The following is a 17070-nucleotide window of genomic DNA, read 5'->3' as shown; positions in this document are numbered from 1 at the left end:
CTCAGCCCTCCGCGATCTGCTCGCGGATCTCGCCGATCACCTTGACCCACATCTCTTTCGTCTGGGCGCCGGGTACGGCGTGGCGTTGCGCCACGATGAAGGTCGGCACGCTGGTCACGCCCATCTCGCGGCTATGCGCGTCGCGCCGCTGGATATCCTCAAGATCGGCGTCGCTGCCCAGAAGGCGGCGCACCACCGCGGCGTCCATCTCGATCCCGTCGGCGATGTCGGCCAGCACGTCGTGGTCGCCGATGTCGCGGCCCTCGGTGAAATAGGCCTTGAACAAGGCGCTAACGGCGGCGGTCTGCCGCCCCTCGATCCCGGCCCAGTGGATCAGCCGGTGCGCGTCGAGCGTATTGGGCGTTGTCTCGATCTGGTCGAGATTGAGCGCGAGCCCCGCCTCTTCGGCGCGCTCGACGATCGGGGCATAGGCCCGCGCCGCGCCGTCGCGACCGCCGAACTTGGCTTCGAGATAGGCGCGCCGGTCCATGCCCCCGGCCGGCATGTCGGGGTTGAGCTGGAACGGGTGCCATTCGATGGTGAAGGGGTGGTCGGGAATTTCCGCCAACGCCGCATCGAGACCGGCCTTGCCGATCCAGCACCACGGGCAGATCGGGTCCGAGAGGATGTCGAGTTTCACCATTGGCCGCGCCCCTTCCTTGTGCAGCCCCGCAGCTAGCCCCCCGGGCGCGCTGTTGCAAGGCCGCGCCGCGCGCGTATATGTCCAGCGGCATGACCGCCTCCTCGAAAACCCGCCCCGGCTCCCTGATCCGCATCGCCCGAGAGAACGGCGCCACCGAGACCGCGCCGCCGCTCGATCTGGGGGCCCGCGTGCGCGAGTTGCGCCAGGCTCAGGGTTGGACGCTGGAGCAGGCGTCGATCCGCGCCGGGCTGGCGCGGTCGACGCTGTCGAAGATCGAGAACGGGCAGATGTCGCCCACCTATGACGCGCTCAAGAAGCTGGCGCAGGGCATGGGCATCTCGGTGCCGCAACTGTTCACACCGCCGCGTCGCGATCAGGTGATGGGCCGGATGGTGACCACGCGCTCGGGCGAGGGTACCGGGCAGATCACCACTACATACGAGCACGAGCTCCTGGCCGAGGGGCTGAGATCGAAGAAGATGCTGCCCTACCGCGCGCGGATCCGGGCGCGGGCCTTCGAGGAGTTCGATGGCTGGGTGCGCCATGACGGCGAAGAGTTCCTCTACGTGCTTACGGGCACGATCCGCCTGCTGACCGAGTTCTACGAGCCGGTCGAGATGAAGCGCGGCGACAGTGCATATTACGATGCCGCCATGGGCCACAACGTGATCTCGACCAGCCCCGAGGACGCGACCATCCTGTGGGTCACGTCGCTGGAGTGAACCGCCAAGCGGCGACTAAGAGAGGCTCCGAGAGCCGCCCTCAGCTGTCGTCGCGGCCCTCCTTGCTGTCGTCGTCGCCGAAGGCCGCGTCGTCGCTGTAGACGTCCTCCGAGGGGTGGATCGAGCGCGCCGAGGCGATGATGCGCTCGTTGTCGCGGGTCTCGTCCATCATCGCATCGGCGGGATCGGTTCCTTCGAGCCATTCCGACACCTCGTCGCGCGCATCCTCGCGGCTCATCCCGGTGACCTCGCAAAGATGGTCGAGGAACGGGCCCAGCTCACCCTCGGTGGCCTCGACCTCGTCGCTGTCGAGATCCGGCCACTGGGTAAGGATGTTGGGCACGAAGGCGTGCCAGTGCTTGGCCACATGGCTCCATTTCATTGCGGGTCTCCTCATGCTGCCCGATGTCTCGAAGCGGCAACGGAAAGGGGGCGGACCGGGTTCCGGTCCGCCCCCAAGGGTCGTCGCTGGCAGGGCCCGGTCAGAGCGCCATGTCGACCACGCCGAGGCCGAGCTGCGCGGTGCCCACCGCGGCGTTGCCCACGACCCGCACCGGTGTGCAAGCTGCGATCAGGCCCAGCGCCGCAAGGAGCAGGAGCGCGCGCCTCACTGGGCGGTCTCCTCGGGGGACTCGCCCGGCTCCGCATTCGCGGACGTCTCGTCCGCTTCGGCACCGGCCCGCGTTTCGCCCTCGGCCACCTCCTCGTACCACCAGACGTCGGGCTGCCAGCCCGGCCAGTCGCCGAAGACCGGGATGGTCTCGGGGTGGTGCAGATCGGCGTCATAGGCGATGCGGCTGATGTTCCACTGGTAGATCGAAATTGCGTAGCGCCCGGTGGTCAGCACCCGGTCCAGCGCCTTGGCGGCGGCGATAAAATCGTCCTGGCTCTCGGAGGTGAGCAGCAGGTCGATCAGACCGTCGACGGCCGGGCTCTTCACGCCCATGGCGTTGCGCCCGCCCGGCGTGTCGGCGGCCTCCGAGCCCCAATAGGCATACTGCTCGTTGCCGGGGCTGAGCGACAACCCGCGCCGGAAATAGGTCATGTCGAAATCATACGCGTCGGTGCGTTCCTTGAACTGGGCGCTGTCGACGGTGGAGATGGTCGGGGTGATGCCGATCCGTTCGAGCGCTTGCACATACATGTCGATGATCGCCGCGTTCTCCGAGCTCCCCTGTTCGAGCAGGATCTCGAAGGCGAAGGCTTCACCCGTGGCCTCGTTGGTGAGCACGCCGTTGTCGATCACCCAGCCCGCGCTCGACAGCAGCGACAGCGCCGAGGCGGTGCCGGCGCGGTTGCGCTCTGTGCCGTCGCCCACCGGCAGCGCGTAACCTTCGAGCGCGCCGGGCAGAAGATCCTCCTCCCAGCGCATCAGGAATTCCCTGACGCGGCCCTCGGCGGGGCCTTCCTCCATGCCCAGCGGCGAGTTCGAGAAATAGGAGGTGATGCGCGGCTGCGCACCGCCGGTCATCGCATCGTTGATGAATTCGAAGTTGAACGCCTCGATCATCGCCTGGCGCACGCGCCAATCCTCGAAGACCGGACGACGGGTGTTCATCACGAAGCCGGTCATGCCGGTGGGGCGGCCATGCGGCAGCTCCTCGAGCACCACCTCGCCATCGCGGGCGCGCGGGAAGTCGTACTGGCTCTCCCAGCGGGCGACGTTGAACTCGCGGGTGAAGTTGGTCTCGCCGGTCTTGAAGGCCTCGAAGGCGGCGGTCTCGTCGCCGAAGAACTCGAGCCGGATCTCGTCGAGCACGTTGGTGCCGCGCCGGAACGGGATGTCGGCACCCCAGTAATCCTCGTCACGCTTGAGCGAGATGTAGCGGCCCGCCTCGAAATCCTCGATCACGTAAGGTGCCGAGGTGATCGGGACGACGTCGAGGCCGCTCTCGGCAAAAGCCTCGCCCTCCCATTGTGCCTTCTTGAGGATTGGCCGAAGGCCAGCCAGCAGCGCCAGCTCGCGGTCCGGCGTGTTGAAGGTCAGGCGCACCTTGCGCTCGCCGGTTTCCTCGATGCTCTCGACCTTTTCCCAAAAGCCGAGGTAACGCGGGTGGCCTTCGGTGCCGAGCGTCTCGAAGGACCAGATCACGTCCTCGACCGTGACCGGGCTGCCATCGGAGAATTTCGCCTCGGGATGCAGGGTGAACTCGACCCAGGAACGATCCTCGGCGGTCTCTACCGATTCGGCGAGCAAGCCGTAAAGCGTGAAGGGCTCGTCGAGCGTACGCCCCAGCAGGCTTTCGCCGATCAGGTAGCTCAGCTGCCACGGCACCGAGCCCTTCAGGATGTAGGGATTCAAGCTATCGAATCCGCCGACTTCGGCGGTCGCCATCCGGCCGCCCGTGGGGGCCTCGGGATTGGCATAGGGCAGGGAGGTGAAGTCTGCGGGCAGGGCAGGTTCGCCATACATCGCAATGCCATGCGCAGGCTCGGCGAGGCCCGCCCCGGTGCCGAGCAGCAATGCAAGCGTGCCGTTACGCAAGCTGTTAAAAATAGATGAAGTCATCTCGACGGAAGCCCCCTGTCGGTTCGGTTTTCTGACCAGACTTATAGTTGAAGAAGACCGTATAGCCCCCCCTGATCTTTATCAAACTTTTAGCTTGGAGGAGCGCGGGGAAAGGCTTATAAGAGAGTCACTGCTCGATAGGTTTCTTGCCTGTATGAAACCTGCCTCATAACTCAGCGCCCGCCTTGTGCGGGCGTTTTTTTTGCCCTTGCATCGGGCGTATTCGGGGATGAGCGCGCAACGGGCGGTACCTTGCAAAAGCGTTTTTATCAAGGGTTTATCATCGATTACCCCTCGCTTTTCCGAGGTATCGCTGCACAATCCGGGCCAGACGCCAGAAGCGAGGACAAGCATCATGCAGCTCAAGGGCAAGACCGCGATCGTCACGGGATCGAATTCGGGAATCGGGTTGGGAATCGCCCGGGAGCTGGCGCGCGCCGGCGCCGACGTGGTTCTCAACTCCTTCACCGATCGCGATGAGGACCATGCGCTCGCGCAAGAAATCGCCGATGCCCATGGTGTGGGCGCCCGCTACATCGCCGCCGATCTCTCGGATGGCGACGCCGCGCGGGGGCTGATCGAGGCTGCCGGGCGCTGCGATATCCTCGTCAACAACGCCGGAATCCAGCACGTCGCGCCGATCGACGAGTTCCCAGCCGCCAAGTGGGAGGCGATCATCGCGATCAACCTCACCTCGGCGTTCCACACCACCGCCGCCGCGCTGCCGATGATGCGTAAGGCGGGATGGGGCCGGGTGATCAACATCGCCAGCGCCCATGGTCTCACCGCGTCGCCCTACAAGGGCGCCTATGTCGCGGCCAAGCACGGCATCGTCGGTTTCACCAAGGTGACCGCGCTCGAAACCGCGCGCGAACCGATCACGGCCAACGCGATCTGCCCGGGCTACGTGCTGACGCCGCTCGTTGAAGCGCAGATCCCCGACACCATGCAGAAATACGGCATGGACCGCGAGGAGGTGATCGAGAAGGTCATGCTTGAGCGCCAGCCCTCCAAGGAGTTCGCCACGACCGAGCAGCTCGGCGGGACGGCGGTGTTCCTGTGTTCAGACGCCGCGGCGCAGATCACCGGCACCACCATCAGCGTCGATGGTGGCTGGACCGCGCTGTGATCCGGATCAGCCTCGCGCTGCAGGGCGGAGGCGCGCATGGCGCCTTCACCTGGGGCGCGCTGGACCGCATGCTCTGCGAGGAGGATGTCGAGATCGCCGGGATCTCGGGCACCTCCGCCGGGGCGATGAACGCGGTGGCGCTCAAGGCTGGCCTGGTGCGGGGCGGGCGCGAGGGCGCACGGGAGAACCTTGCCTGGTTTTGGGGCCGCGTCGGGGCCGTCACGGATGCGCGCTGGTCCGACTGGATCTCGGCGCTGGCGCCGACGGCCCCGGCGCTGGCCCGCGCGATCGAATGGTCACCGGCCTTCCGTGCCATGGAGGCCGCGACCAAGCTGCTCTCGCCCTATGCCTACGGGCCGATGCTGCGCAATCCGCTGGAGCGCATCCTTGAAGAGATCCATTTCGAACACGTGCGCGACGCCGTCGGACCACAGATTTTCGTCGGCGCCACCAATGTCCGTTCGGGCAAGATCCGCGTGTTCTCGGGGCCGGAGTTGTCGGCAAAGGCCGTGCTGGCCTCGGCCTGTTTGCCGACGCTGTTCCGCGCGGTCGAGATGGACGATCCGGCCACTGGCCGGCGCGAGGCATATTGGGACGGTGGATACACCGGTAACCCCGCGCTTTTTCCGTTGTTCGAGAAGGGTTTGCCGGACGATCTTCTGATCGTGAACATCAACCCGCTCTACCGCGAAGACCTGCCGGATGACAGCCTCTCGATCCAGAATCGGATCAACGAGATCAGCTTCAATTCGTCGCTTCTGCGCGAACTGCGCGCCATCGATTTCGTGCGTCGCCTGATCGCGACCGACCGACTGCCGGAGGGCAGCATGAAGCGAGTGCTGGTGCACATGGTCGGGGACGATGCGCTGATGAACGATCTCAACACCGCGACCAAGACGATCCCGGCACCGGTGATCCTCGCCCGGCTGCGCGCCGCAGGCGAGGCGGCGATGGACAGGTTTCTCGCCGCGCACAAGGCGGATATCGGCAAGCGCGAGACGGTCGATCTGCGGGCGATGTTCAGTTGAGGACGGCGCGCTTCAGCGGCCGGTGCCGGTCAGGAGCGTTGGCTGTTCCCCCAGATCCTCGGGGCGGCCGCGATCGGCCGGCGTGACGAGGCCTGCCGAGATCACCAGCTTGGCCGCATCCTCGACCGTCATGTCGAGCACGATCACGTCCGAACGCGGCAGGAACAGCAGAAAGCCCGAGGTCGGATTCGGCGTGGTCGGCAGGAACACTGTGACGATGTCGCCATCGGTGGGCAACTTGCGCGCCACCTCGCCCTTGGCGGTGGTCGAGATAAAGGCGAGCGCCCAGAGCCCCTTGCGCGGATATTCGATCAGGCAGGCCTGGTCGAAGCTGGTCTCGGTCTGCGCAAACACGGTTTCGGCGATCTGCTTGAGCCCGGAATAGACAGAGCGCACCACCGGCATCCGCGCCACGAGGCTCTCGCCGATCCGCAGCAGGCTGCGTCCGACGAAGCCCTTGGCCAGCGCGCCGACCAGAAAGGTGAAGAGAATGAAGAAGATGACGCCAACGCCGCGCAGGTTGATGCCGATATACTGCTCGGGGTTGAAGCGGTCGGGAACGAAGGGCAGTACCCAGCCGTCGATCCAGCCGACCACGGCCCAGATCAGCCAGACGGTCAGGCCGATCGGCGCGATGACGACGACACCGGCGATGAAGTTGTTGCGCAGGATGCCGATCAGGCGACGGCGCCGCGGCGGTTCGTTCGGATTGGGCGGCAGGATCGGCGGGCGTGTCACGGGGGGCTCGTCCTAATAGCGCGGGGCTGCTGCCTATCTAGGCTCCCGCGCGGGTCCCGGCAATGGGGCACGCGCGGGCCGGGGCTCAACCCCGTCGCTTGCCCAGCGCCACGGCGATCGCCGCGCCAAGCCGCGCATTGTTGAGCACCAGCGCGATGTTCGCCTCGAGCGAACGGCCATCGGTCAACTCGAAGATCCGACCCAGCAGGAACGGCGTCACCGCCTTGGCGGCGATGCCTTGCGCCTCGGCCTCCGACAGGGCCTGCTCGATCACCGGACGCAGTTCTTCGGCGGGGATTTCTGCCTCTGACGGGATCGGGTTGGCGACCAACTGGCCGCCCTCGAGCCCCATCGCGGCGCGCATCCGGGCGGCGGCGGCAATCTCGGCGGCGCTGTCCATCCTGAGCGGCGCGGGCATCTCGGAGGTCGCGGACCAGAAGGCCGGCAGCACGTCCTGCCCATAGGCGATCACCGGCACGCCGAGCGTTTCCAGCACCTCGAAGGTCTTGGGCAGGTCGAGGATCGCCTTGGCGCCCGCTGCCACCACGGTCACCGGTGTCTTGGCCATCTCTTGCAAATCGGCCGAGATGTCGAAGCTGTCCTCGGCGCCGCGATGCACGCCGCCGATGCCACCCGTCGCGAAGACCTCGATGCCTGCGAGCCGCGCCGCGATCATCGTGGCAGCCACCGTGGTCGCGCCGTCGCCACCGCGCGCAAGGCAGGCCGCGAAATCGGCGCGCGACAGCTTGGCCACGTCCTGCGCCTGCCCCAGCCGGTCGAGCTGCTCGTCGGTCAGGCCGACATGCAAGCGGCCACCCAGCACCGCGATGGTGGCGGGCACGGCACCATGGGCGCGGATCTCGGCCTCGACCCGGCGCGCCGTCTCGACGTTTTGCGGAAACGGCATGCCGTGGGTGATGATCGTGCTTTCGAGCGCGACGAGCGGGCGGCCCTCGGCGCGCGCATCGGCAACCTCGGGCGAATATTGGATATCGATCACAGCGGGTTGTCTCCGGATACGTAGGTGGCGGCGGCGGCCAGCGCACGCGCGAGCGCCGCCTCGGGCGCCATGCCCTCGGCCTCGGACGCGATATGCGCCGCCATGAAGGTGTCGCCCGCGCCGGTGACGCGTGTGACCAGCACCTCCGGCGGGGCCTGGGTGAAGATGGCTTCGGCCGTGGCCACGGTCGCGGCGCGCCCGCCATCGGTGACAAGGGCGCGATGCGCGCCACGCGCGACCAATGCGCGGGCCGCGGCCTCCGAGGTCTCGAAGGTGGCGTGGCACAGCAGACCGGCCTCTTCGAGGTTCACGTAAAGCGTCGCCGTCGGGTGGCCCATCAGCGCCAGCAGCCGCTCGGCCTTGCCGGGGCTGGCCGGGGCTACACGCAGATCGGCGCGGGCGAAGAGCGGCGACCGGGCGATCTGCGCCAGCAGGTCGGTTGTCAGATTGCCATCGAGCGCGACCAGGCCGGTCCAGGGCGCCTCGGTCGAGCCCAGCCGCCCGTCCGCCAGCGGGCGCAGGATCTTGTCACCCGCCTGTTCGAGCGAATGCGCGTCGGCGATGGCCGCGATCAGGCCATTGGCGCCTTCAATCGCCATGTAGATGTCGGTGGGCAGATCGTCGGAGCGGTAGATGTGATCCACCTCCATGCCCATGCGCGCTGCCTCGGCGGCCAGCTCGTCGCCCTCGGCATCGCGGCCCAGCGCGCTCAGAAGCGACGGGCGCAGCCCGAAGCGCACCAGCGTCATAGCGATGTTCATGGCGACGCCGCCAGGCAGCCGGTGGATGCGGCCGGGCACGTCCGAGCCCACGCGCATGTGGCTCGCGGTGCGGCCGATCACGTCCCACAGCACGGAGCCGATGCACAGGATGTCAGGTGTCTTGTTCATGGGCTCCGGTCTGCCGCAGCCCCGCGCCCCGGTCAATCGGGGATGGTGAAGGTCAGCGCTGCCCAGAGGCTTTCCCAAACGGCACCCGTGGCGATCGCCATGGCGTTGTCGGGTTCGCGCAGCACCACCGCGTTGACGAGGTAGTCGTGCCCCGGGACGACCGGGAGCCGCGCCACGCCCTCGGCATCGGTGCGGTGCAGCGTCAGTTCGACGTCGCCATCGGCATCGCGGGCGAAGAGTTCGACCTGCGCGTTGGCGCGGGGCGCGTCATCATAGAAGAGCTGGACCCGCAGCCCCTGCGAGGGGTCGTCGGTATAGGGGTTGTCCAGCGCCACCAGCTCGGTCGCGAGGCCGAGGCGGCTATCCGCGCCCTGCGCCGCGCCGACGCCGAACAGGGCTTTGGAGTAGCGCGTGAAGACCTCCCTGAAGCCTGCCTCGGGCAGGCCCCGCGCTGCGTGAACGGCCGCGACCGCTCCGAGATCCTTGTGCGCGACGAAACGCTCGAACACCGCCCGATCGTCATATGTCACGATGCTCGGTTTGGAGACGTAGGACGCGACCAGCAGCCCTTCCTCGGGGGCGGACATGTCGAGTGCGGGGCGGGCGCCGAGCCGTCCCTCGACCGGGCGCGCCTCACCGTTCATGTGCAGATCGAAGCTTTCGAAGCGCTGCGGCAGATAGGCGTAGCGGATGCCTTCGAAGAGGTCGCCGTTGACAAGCTCGGCCCTGACCATATCGTCCGCCGCGATCTGCCATTCGAGCGGTTCGATCCAGAATTCATGCGCCGCGACAGGCGTGGACAGCAAGAAGAGGCAGGCAGTTATGACGCGCATTCGAAGGCTCCCGAAATTCGAGGGCAGGGTGATCCTTGGCCTCGTCTTGTCAAGCATCGCGATGTTCTGGGCGGCCTTGGCGACGGCGCATGAGGTGCTGCCCGCCATCGCCGATATGGAGAGGCGGGGCGATCGGCTCGACTTCGTGGTCGAGACGCCGCTCGAGGGGTTCGTTGCCGGGATCGACCTCGGCGAAGTCGCCGACACCGACGCCGCCCCCGAGGCCGAGGCCGAAAGCTACGACGCGTTGCGCGCGCTCGACCCCGAGGAGATGGGGGCAAGGTTCCGCGCCTTCTGGCCCGAGATGGCCGAGGGGATCGATATCCTCGTCGACGGGGCCCGCGTAGCGCCCGAACTGGAGGCGGTCGAAGTGCCCGCGCCCGGCGATGTGTCGCTGCCGCGCCCGGCGCTGTTGCGCTTTTCCGCGCCGCTGGCGGCGGGGGCGCAGACAGTTCAGGTTGGCTGGGACGCAGCTTATGGCACGCTGGTGCTGCGCCAGCAGGGGGTCGAGGCGCCCTATGACGGTTACCTGGAAGGCGGCGCGCTGTCCGATCCGATCCGCCTGTCGGGCGGCGATCAGGCCAGCAACTGGCAGTATTTCCTTCGCTACATCCCGGTCGGCTTCGACCACATCCTGCCAAAGGGGCTCGATCATATCCTTTTCGTGCTGGGGCTGTTCTTCCTCGCAGCGCGGCTCAAGCCGCTGCTGTGGCAGGTCTCGGCCTTCACGCTGGCGCATACGGTGACGCTGGCGCTCGCGGCTCTGGGCTACGTCTCGGTGCCCGCCGCGATCGTCGAGCCGCTGATCGCCGCCTCGATCGCCTTCGTGGCGCTGGAGAACATCTTCTTCCCACGCCTCGGCCTCTGGCGGCCGATCGTCGTCTTCGGCTTCGGCCTGCTGCACGGCCTTGGCTTCGCGAGCGTCCTGGGCGAATTCGGCCTGCCCGCTGGCTCCTTCGTCCCGGCGCTGATCGGCTTCAACATCGGCGTCGAGCTGGGCCAGCTCACCGTGATCGCCATCGCTTTCCTCGTGGTCGGGCTGGCCTGGAAGCGCAACTGGTACCGCCAGGTCGTCGCGATACCGGCCTCTGCGGCGATCGCCCTGATCGGCGCTTATTGGGTGGTCGAGCGGACGATGCTCTGATCCCGACGGCCAGCGCATGAAAAAGGGCGGCGACCATGTCCGGTCGCCGCCCTTTCTCGTTCTCGCGGACCCCGCCTCTCAGCGTTCCGGCATCAGGCCCTTGGGGCTGAAGCGCAGCACCGCCAGCAGGATGATCCCCATGGTCATCAGTCGCATCTGCGCCGCCGAGTCCGTGAGATGCCCCCGGAGCCAGCTGTCCGGCGACATGCCCGAGGTGATCAGCTCCATCGCCCAGAGGCCGAGCGGTTCGACCATCACCCAGAGCCACCAGATCAGGAAGCCGCCCAGCACGGCCCCGTAATTGTTGCCCGAGCCGCCGACGATCACCATCACCCAGACGAGGAAGGTGAAGCGCAGCGGCTGGTAGGAGCCGGGGGTGAGCTGCCCGTCCAGCGTGGTCATCATCGCGCCGGCGATGCCGCAGACGGCCGAGCCGAGGATGAAGACCTGCAGATGCCGCGCGGTGACGTTCTTGCCCATGGCGGCGGCGGCGACCTCGTTGTCGCGGATCGCGCGCATCATTCGGCCCCAAGGGGAGGCCAGCGCCCGCTGCGCGAGGAACAGGATCGCGATCAGAACCACGGCGAAGAGGCCGGAATAGAGGATCTTGACCCAGAGCGTCGAAGCGGTGACCGGGTCGAGCCCGTAGCCCGCCGCAGCCTCGACGAAGCCCGGATCGCGCTGCAGATCGACCTCGTAGGGCACGGGCCGGGGCAGGCCGACCACGTTCTTGACGCCGCGCGACAGCCAGTCCTCGTTCTTGAGCACCGCGATCACGATCTCGGCGATGCCCAGCGTCGCGATGGCGAGATAGTCCGAACGCAGGCCCAAGGCTGCCTTGCCGATGATCCACGCGGCACCGGCGGCCAGAAGACCGCCCACCGGCCAGGCGATGATGATCGGCAGGCCCAGGCCCCCCAGATAGCCCGAGAGCGAGGGGTTGATCGCCTCGATCGCGTTCACCGCCGGATCGAGCGACGCGCGGAACAGGAAGAAGCCGCCGATCAGCAGCGCCAGCATCACCAGCGCGCGCATCCGCCCGCCAATCTTGCGTTTCCAGACCTGCACGGCCGCGACGAGGATCGCGGCGCCCAGCGCCAGCGCGCCCAGAAGCCGCAGCCCGCCGGCGTTCCAGCCCTCGGCCACGGGCGGCATCGACACCAGTACCGCCGCGAGGCCGCCGAGCGCCACGAAGCCCATGACGCCGACGTTGAACAGCCCGGCAAAGCCCCATTGCAGGTTCACGCCGAGCGACATGATCGCCGAGATCAGCCCCATGTTGAGGATCGTCAGCGCCAGGTTCCAGCCCTGAACGAAGCCGGTCAGGACGATCAGCAGCGCCATCCCGGCATAGAGAAGATAGCCACGCGCGGTCATACGGACTGTCCCTTGAAGAGGCCGGTGGGCTTGAACAGCAGCACGATGATCAGGATCGCGAAGCTCACGGCGAATTTGTAGTCGGTGGAGAGGAGCTGCACGAGGCTGGAAGGCTCGAGGTTCTCAGGCAGCAGGTATTCCAGCACCTTCTTCCAGGCGTAGGTGACCAACACCTCGGAAAAGGCGATCACAAAGCCCCCCGCGATCGCGCCCAGCGGGTTGCCGAGGCCGCCGACGATGGCGGCGGCGAAGATTGGCAGCAGCAACTGGAAATAGGTGAAGGCCTTGAACGATTTGTCGAGGCCGTAGAGGACGCCCGCAGTGGTCGCCAGCGCCGCGATGATCAGCCAGGTCACGGCGACGACGCGCTCGGGGTTGATGCCCGACAGCAGCGCCAGATCCTCGTTGTCCGAGAAGGCGCGCATCGACTTGCCGGTGCGGGTCTTGTTGAGGAACCAGAACAGCAGCGCCACGGCGATCGCCGCAGTGATCAGCGTGATCAGCGTGGTCGAGCGGATCGCGAGACCCTCGTCGAGGCCGGTCATCTCCCTGAACTGGCGGGCGTTGATCACGAAGCGCGCGCCATCGGCGAAGTTGACGTCTCCGACGCCGATGATGAAGCGCACGAGGCCGTTCATCACGAACATCACGCCGATCGAGACGATCACCAGCACCACCGGCGCGGCCTTTTGCTTGCGATAGAAGCGATAGACCGCGCGGTCGGTGCCCAGAAGCAGCAGCCCGGTGATGGCGATGCCGACGGGCAGCGCGATCAGCGCGGTGGGCAGGAAGCCGAAGCTGACGCCCATCGATTGCAGCCCCCAGGTGACGAGGATCGTCGCCATCGTGCCGAAGGCCATGGTATCGCCATGGGCGAAGTTGGAGAACCGCAGGATGCCGTAGATCAGCGTCACCCCGAGCGCGCCGAGCGCCAGCTGCGCGCCATAGGCGGCGCCGGGGATCAGCACGAAGTTCGAGAGCGCGACGATGGCGTTGAGGATATCGGTCATGTCAGCCCCCCAGGAAGGTGCGGCGCACCTCGTCATCGGCCATCAGCTCGGCCCCGGTGCCGGTATAGGCGTTGCACCCCTGCACGAGCACATAGCCCTTGTCGGCGATCTCCAGTGCCTGGCGCGCGTTCTGCTCGACCATCAGGATGGTGATGCCTGCCCGGGCGACCTCGATGATGCGGTCGAACAGCTCGTCCATGACGATGGGCGACACGCCCGCCGTCGGCTCGTCGAGCATCAGCACCGAGGGCTGGGTCATCAGCGCCCGGCCCACCGCGACCTGCTGGCGCTGGCCGCCGGACAATTCGCCCGCCGCCTGCCTGCGCTTGTCGCGCAGGATCGGGAACAGGTCATAGACCTGCTCGATGGTCGGGCGGATGTCGTCGCGGCGCAGGAAGGCGCCCATCTCGAGATTTTCCTCGACCGTCATCGACGGGAAGATGTTCGAGGTCTGCGGCACGAAGGCCATGCCCTTGGCGACGCGGTCCTGCGGGCTCAGATGGGTGATGTCCTCGCCGCCGATGCGCACCGAGCCCGAACGCAGGTTCAGCATGCCGAACACGGCCTTCATCGCGGTCGACTTGCCGGCGCCGTTGGGGCCGACGATCACCGCGATCTGGCCCTTGTCGACCGAGAGCGTGCAGCCTTGCAGGATGTCGGCGCCGCGCCCGTAGCCGCCGGTCATCGCCTCGCCGATCAGATGCGGCTCAGCCATGGCGCGTCACCATTGAGTATATACGCAAATTTCGTCCCCTCATGCCGTCTCCCCGACGGTCTTGTTCTTGAGACCGGTGCCGAGATAGGCCTCGATCACCGCCTCGTTCTTCATGATGCTGTCGGCCGAGCCCTGGGCCAGCACCTTGCCCTCGGCCATGACGATCACCGGGTCGCAGAGGCGGCCGATGAAATCCATGTCGTGCTCGATCACGCAGAAGGTATAGCCGCGCTCCTTGTTGAGCCGGACGATCGCATCGCCGATGGTGTTCAGAAGCGTCCGGTTCACGCCCGCGCCGACCTCGTCGAGGAACACGATCTTGGCATCGACCATCATCGTGCGGCCCAGCTCCAGAAGCTTTTTCTGGCCGCCCGAGAGATTGCCCGCGCGCTCGTCCGCGAGATGCGAAATCGTCAGGAATTCAAGGACCTCATCGGCCTTCTTCGCAAGCTCCCGCTCCTGAGCGGCAATCTTGCCGCGACCGAACCACGCGTTCCACAGCGTTTCGCCATGCTGGCCCTCGGGGACCATCATCAGGTTCTCGCGCACTGTCATCGAAGAGAATTCATGCGCGATCTGGAAGGTGCGCAGAAGCCCCTTGTGAAACAACGCGTGCGGCGGCAGGCCGGTGATGTCCTCGCCGTCCATGGTGACGCGGCCCGATGTCGGTGGAAGTCTGCCCGCTATCACGTTGAACAGCGTGGTCTTTCCGGCGCCGTTGGGGCCTATGAGCCCGGTGATCGAGCCGGTCTCGATCTTGAGGCTCGCCCCATCAACAGCATGAAAACCGCCAAAGTGGCGGTGAAGGTTCTCGACGGTGATCATTGGTCCCCGATCGGCCCGGTTTCCCTTTTTTGTCAGGGGTCTGGGCCATGTTCTTGTTACGGGATGCGCCGCGCCCGACCGGGGCGCGGCGCGGTGTGTCTCAGCGGAAGCCGACCGTTTCGATCGCGCCGTCCTTGATCTCGATCTCCTTGAAGGTGCCGGCGCTTTCGCCCGGCTCGATCAGCTCGACGGCGGTGGCGCCGACATAGTCGATCTCCTCGCCAGCTTCGATCAGCTCCAGCGCCTTGGCCAGCTCGCCCGGCAGGATCTGCTCGCCCGGGGCATTGGCGATGTCCATGATCTCGCCCGCGTAGTCGGCGGCCGAGGTCGAACCGGCTTTGGCCATGGCGAGGATCATCAGCGCCGCGGCGTCGTAGCTCTCGCCCGTATAGATGCCAGTCGGGTTGATGCCCGCCTCGGTCGCCATCTCCTGGAAGATGGCCGAGCCTTCGCTGTCGGAACCCGGCAGTTGGCCGAAGGAGCCGTCGAGGCCCGAGCCCAGATCGTCGACGATCTGCTGGCCGATCATGCCGTCGGGCAGCACGAAGGTGTCGAAGGCGCCCGAGTCGAGCGAGGCCTGGATGATGCCCTTGCCGCCCTGGTCGGTGTAGCCCGCGACGACGAGCACTTCGCCGCCCGCGGAGGCGAGCGAGGCGACCTCGGCCGAGTAGTCGGCCTTGCCATCTTCATGCGCGGCCGAGATGGTCACGGTGCCGCCATCGGCCTCGAAGGCCTTCTGGAAGCTGTCGGCGAGACCCTTGCCGTAGTCGTTGTTGGTGTAGGTCAGCGCGACTTCGGAGATGCCGCGATCCATGATCACCTGGCTCATGATCTCGCCCTGACGCGCGTCGGAGGGCGCGGTGCGGAAGAACATGCCGTCATCCTCGGCCTCGCTGAGCGCGGGCGAGGTGGCGGAGGGCGAGATCATCACCACGCCGTTGGCGCGGGCGACGTTCTGCAGGATCGCACCGGTGACGCCGGAGCAGTCCGCGCCCATGATGCCGGCAACCCCGTCATTGGTGACGAGACGCTCGGCCGCGGCGGTGGCGGCGGCGCTGTCGATGCAGGTGCTGTCGGCGCGCACCGCCTCGATCTGCGTGCCATCCATGAAGGCGCCGGATTCATTGACTTCGTTGATCGCGAGCTCGGCGCCGCCCGCCATGTCGGGGGTGATCGACTCGAGCGGACCGGTGAAGCCCAGAATGATGCCGATCTTGACCGGACCCATGTGGCTTTCGGCCATGGCGGTGCCCGCGACGAGCGCGGTCGCGGCGGAAGCCAGCAGCAGTTTCTTCATCTTCGTCTCCCTGACGATTGATTATTATGAAGGCAGGCTAGACCCCGCTCATGCGAAAAGAAAGTGGTTGCGCGAACTTGCCGTAGCGCCAAGGACGCGCCGTTCCGGGCTGCGATATGCTTGCCACGGCACGGCTCCCGCTACGCGAGAAACCGCGTCGTTTCCTGCGCTTTGCGGTGGCGGGGCTCAGCCTACCGCGGGCCGCGCGCCGTGGCTGCCGCGCTCGCGGTAAGGGGTGGTCTGGTAATGCGCGCGGTAGCATTTCGAGAAATGCGATGGGCTCGCGAAGCCGCAGGCCAGCGCCACGTTGATCACGCTCATGTCCGTCTGCATCAGCAGGTTGCGGGCCCGGCTCAGACGTAACTCCATGTAGTAGCGCTTGGGGCTGCGGTTCAGGTAGCGGCGGAACAGCCGTTCCAGCTGTCGCGTCGACATGCCCGCCCGTTCCGCGAGGACCGCGGGGCTCACAGGGTCCTCGATTGCCTTCTCCATCGCCTGGATCACCTGGGCGAGCTTGGGATGACGCACGCCGATCCGGGTCGGCGTCGAGAGGCGCTGCGTGTCCTGATCGGTGCGGATCGCGGTATAGATCAGCTGATCCGCCACCGCGTTGGCGAGATCCTCGCCGTGATGATCCGCGATCAGCTTGAGCATCAGGTCGATCGAGGCGGTGCCGCCCGCGGTGGTGATGCGGTTGCCGTCGATCACGAAGACCGACCGGGTCAGCGTCACCTCCTCGAACTCCTCGGCAAAGCTGTCCTGGTTCTCCCAGTGGATCGTGGCGCGCTTGCCGTCGAGCAGCCCGGCCTTTGCCAGCGTGTAGCCCGCAGTGCACAGCCCGCCCATCACCGCGCCGCGCCGCGCCTCGCGCCGCAGCCAGTTTAACATCCGCTTGGTGCTGGCCGCCTGCACGTCGATGCCGCCGCAGACCATGACCATGTCGTCACGTGTCAGCTCGTCGAGATCCATGTCCAGCTTGAACACCGTGCCGTTGGAGCAGGTGGCGGTCTCGCCGCCATCGCCGGCCAGAACCCAGCTGTAGATCTCGCGCCCGGCCATCCGGTTGGCGATCCTGAGCGCTTCCACCGCACAGGCAAAACAGAGCATGGTGAAATTCGGCAGCAGCACGAAGACGAAGCGCCGGGTCCGGATCTGGTCGCCGGAGGGCAGGGGGATTGTCTGGATTTCGACTGTCATGGCGCGCCTGCGA

The 17070-nt window shown here is 66.7% G+C and carries 18 protein-coding genes; 4 read left to right on the top strand and 14 right to left on the bottom strand.

All coding sequences use genetic code 11. The annotated features are described in order from the left end of the window. Position 1: 1 nt before the first annotated feature. Positions 2-643 (bottom strand): DsbA family oxidoreductase, encoded by a 642-nt coding sequence (locus tag LOS8367_RS11270; protein WP_085896620.1) that lies wholly within the window; start codon positions 641-643, stop codon positions 2-4. Between the two features lie 89 nt (positions 644-732). Here LOS8367_RS11270 and LOS8367_RS11265 point away from each other — a divergent pair, with 89 nt between their 5' ends. Then, entirely contained in the window at positions 733-1365 is a 633-nt protein-coding gene (locus LOS8367_RS11265) for a helix-turn-helix domain-containing protein (RefSeq protein WP_106535058.1), read from the top strand. A 40-nt stretch (positions 1366-1405) separates the two neighbouring features. On the opposite strand, the gene LOS8367_RS11260 is transcribed toward LOS8367_RS11265, so the two are convergent. The 3 genes from LOS8367_RS11260 to LOS8367_RS11255 form a co-directional block, all read right to left on the bottom strand. Beyond that, positions 1406-1747 carry a hypothetical protein gene (locus LOS8367_RS11260; protein WP_085896618.1) on the bottom strand — a complete coding sequence of 114 codons (342 nt, stop codon included), beginning with the start codon at positions 1745-1747 and terminating at the stop codon, positions 1406-1408. Between the two features lie 100 nt (positions 1748-1847). Then, entirely contained in the window at positions 1848-1976 is a 129-nt protein-coding gene (locus LOS8367_RS19380; RefSeq protein ID WP_278247965.1) for a hypothetical protein, read from the bottom strand. After that, positions 1973-3874 (bottom strand): extracellular solute-binding protein, encoded by a 1902-nt coding sequence (locus LOS8367_RS11255; protein ID WP_085896617.1) that lies wholly within the window; start codon positions 3872-3874, stop codon positions 1973-1975. The genes LOS8367_RS19380 and LOS8367_RS11255 overlap by 4 nt, the downstream gene beginning before the upstream one ends. A 355-nt stretch (positions 3875-4229) precedes the next feature. On the opposite strand from LOS8367_RS11255, the gene LOS8367_RS11250 reads away from it, so the two are divergent. Beyond that, positions 4230-5003, top strand: coding sequence for a 3-hydroxybutyrate dehydrogenase (locus LOS8367_RS11250; RefSeq protein ID WP_085896616.1), 774 nt, complete (start codon positions 4230-4232; stop codon positions 5001-5003). Then, entirely contained in the window at positions 5000-6031 is a 1032-nt protein-coding gene (locus LOS8367_RS11245; protein ID WP_085896615.1) for a patatin-like phospholipase family protein, read from the top strand. The genes LOS8367_RS11250 and LOS8367_RS11245 overlap by 4 nt, the downstream gene beginning before the upstream one ends. Positions 6032-6043: 12 nt before the next feature. Here LOS8367_RS11245 and LOS8367_RS11240 read toward each other — a convergent pair whose 3' ends face one another. The 4 genes from LOS8367_RS11240 to LOS8367_RS11225 form a co-directional block, all read right to left on the bottom strand. Continuing rightward, a complete protein-coding gene (locus LOS8367_RS11240) occupies positions 6044-6769 on the bottom strand; it encodes a DUF502 domain-containing protein (protein ID WP_085896614.1) in 726 nt (241 codons plus the stop codon). A gap of 85 nt (positions 6770-6854) precedes the next feature. Continuing rightward, positions 6855-7769: a pseudouridine-5'-phosphate glycosidase gene (locus tag LOS8367_RS11235; RefSeq protein ID WP_085896613.1), complete on the bottom strand. Its 915-nt coding sequence runs from the start codon at positions 7767-7769 to the stop codon at positions 6855-6857. After that, positions 7766-8659, bottom strand: a complete 894-nt coding sequence (locus LOS8367_RS11230) for a PfkB family carbohydrate kinase (protein ID WP_085896612.1) — start codon at positions 8657-8659, stop codon at positions 7766-7768. Before LOS8367_RS11230 ends, LOS8367_RS11235 begins: the two co-directional genes overlap by 4 nt. Positions 8660-8691: 32 nt before the next feature. Further along, positions 8692-9492, bottom strand: coding sequence for a DUF4198 domain-containing protein (locus LOS8367_RS11225; protein WP_085896611.1), 801 nt, complete (start codon positions 9490-9492; stop codon positions 8692-8694). Between LOS8367_RS11225 and LOS8367_RS11220 the strand changes: the two genes are divergently transcribed. Further along, positions 9482-10636: a HupE/UreJ family protein gene (locus LOS8367_RS11220; RefSeq protein WP_165761452.1), complete on the top strand. Its 1155-nt coding sequence runs from the start codon at positions 9482-9484 to the stop codon at positions 10634-10636. The genes LOS8367_RS11225 and LOS8367_RS11220 overlap by 11 nt on opposite strands. Positions 10637-10714: 78 nt before the next feature. On the opposite strand, the gene LOS8367_RS11215 is transcribed toward LOS8367_RS11220, so the two are convergent. The 6 genes from LOS8367_RS11215 to LOS8367_RS11190 form a co-directional block, all read right to left on the bottom strand. After that, positions 10715-12013 carry a branched-chain amino acid ABC transporter permease gene (locus LOS8367_RS11215; protein ID WP_085896609.1) on the bottom strand — a complete coding sequence of 433 codons (1299 nt, stop codon included), beginning with the start codon at positions 12011-12013 and terminating at the stop codon, positions 10715-10717. Continuing rightward, positions 12010-13023 (bottom strand): branched-chain amino acid ABC transporter permease, encoded by a 1014-nt coding sequence (locus LOS8367_RS11210; protein ID WP_085896608.1) that lies wholly within the window; start codon positions 13021-13023, stop codon positions 12010-12012. The genes LOS8367_RS11215 and LOS8367_RS11210 overlap by 4 nt, the downstream gene beginning before the upstream one ends. Before the next feature lies 1 nt (position 13024). Further along, on the bottom strand, positions 13025-13738 hold the full coding sequence (locus LOS8367_RS11205) for an ABC transporter ATP-binding protein (protein WP_085896607.1): 714 nt from the start codon (positions 13736-13738) through the stop codon (positions 13025-13027). Positions 13739-13777: 39 nt separating this feature from the next. Next, complete coding sequence (locus tag LOS8367_RS11200; protein WP_085896606.1) at positions 13778-14563, bottom strand: ABC transporter ATP-binding protein; 786 nt, start codon at positions 14561-14563, stop codon at positions 13778-13780. 100 nt (positions 14564-14663) lie between these two features. Next, the gene (locus LOS8367_RS11195) at positions 14664-15860 is read right to left on the bottom strand and encodes an ABC transporter substrate-binding protein (protein ID WP_085896605.1); all 1197 of its coding nucleotides are present in this window, start codon (positions 15858-15860) and stop codon (positions 14664-14666) included. Between the two features lie 186 nt (positions 15861-16046). Then, positions 16047-17057, bottom strand: coding sequence for a GlxA family transcriptional regulator (locus LOS8367_RS11190; RefSeq protein WP_085896604.1), 1011 nt, complete (start codon positions 17055-17057; stop codon positions 16047-16049). Between the last annotated feature and the right edge of the window lie 13 nt (positions 17058-17070).

The organism is Limimaricola soesokkakensis, assembly GCF_900172345.1.
Lineage (GTDB): Bacteria > Pseudomonadota > Alphaproteobacteria > Rhodobacterales > Rhodobacteraceae > Limimaricola > Limimaricola soesokkakensis.
This window is presented reverse-complemented; position numbering and strand designations above follow the sequence as displayed.

Excerpts from the sequence above, each read along its gene's own strand:
- LOS8367_RS11205 (WP_085896607.1), bottom strand. The coding sequence starts at position 13,738 with ATGGCTGAGCCGCATCTGATCGGCGAGGCGATGACCGGCGGCTACGGG.
- LOS8367_RS11265 (WP_106535058.1), top strand. The coding sequence starts at position 733 with ATGACCGCCTCCTCGAAAACCCGCCCCGGCTCCCTGATCCGCATCGCC.
- LOS8367_RS11200 (WP_085896606.1), bottom strand. The coding sequence starts at position 14,563 with ATGATCACCGTCGAGAACCTTCACCGCCACTTTGGCGGTTTTCATGCT.
- LOS8367_RS11210 (WP_085896608.1), bottom strand. The coding sequence starts at position 13,023 with ATGACCGATATCCTCAACGCCATCGTCGCGCTCTCGAACTTCGTGCTG.
- LOS8367_RS11230 (WP_085896612.1), bottom strand. The coding sequence starts at position 8,659 with ATGAACAAGACACCTGACATCCTGTGCATCGGCTCCGTGCTGTGGGAC.
- LOS8367_RS11260 (WP_085896618.1), bottom strand. The coding sequence starts at position 1,747 with ATGAAATGGAGCCATGTGGCCAAGCACTGGCACGCCTTCGTGCCCAAC.
- LOS8367_RS11270 (WP_085896620.1), bottom strand. The coding sequence starts at position 643 with ATGGTGAAACTCGACATCCTCTCGGACCCGATCTGCCCGTGGTGCTGG.
- LOS8367_RS11255 (WP_085896617.1), bottom strand. The coding sequence starts at position 3,874 with ATGACTTCATCTATTTTTAACAGCTTGCGTAACGGCACGCTTGCATTG.
- LOS8367_RS11190 (WP_085896604.1), bottom strand. The coding sequence starts at position 17,057 with ATGACAGTCGAAATCCAGACAATCCCCCTGCCCTCCGGCGACCAGATC.
- LOS8367_RS11250 (WP_085896616.1), top strand. The coding sequence starts at position 4,230 with ATGCAGCTCAAGGGCAAGACCGCGATCGTCACGGGATCGAATTCGGGA.
- LOS8367_RS11220 (WP_165761452.1), top strand. The coding sequence starts at position 9,482 with ATGACGCGCATTCGAAGGCTCCCGAAATTCGAGGGCAGGGTGATCCTT.
- LOS8367_RS11215 (WP_085896609.1), bottom strand. The coding sequence starts at position 12,013 with ATGACCGCGCGTGGCTATCTTCTCTATGCCGGGATGGCGCTGCTGATC.
- LOS8367_RS11225 (WP_085896611.1), bottom strand. The coding sequence starts at position 9,492 with ATGCGCGTCATAACTGCCTGCCTCTTCTTGCTGTCCACGCCTGTCGCG.
- LOS8367_RS11195 (WP_085896605.1), bottom strand. The coding sequence starts at position 15,860 with ATGAAGAAACTGCTGCTGGCTTCCGCCGCGACCGCGCTCGTCGCGGGC.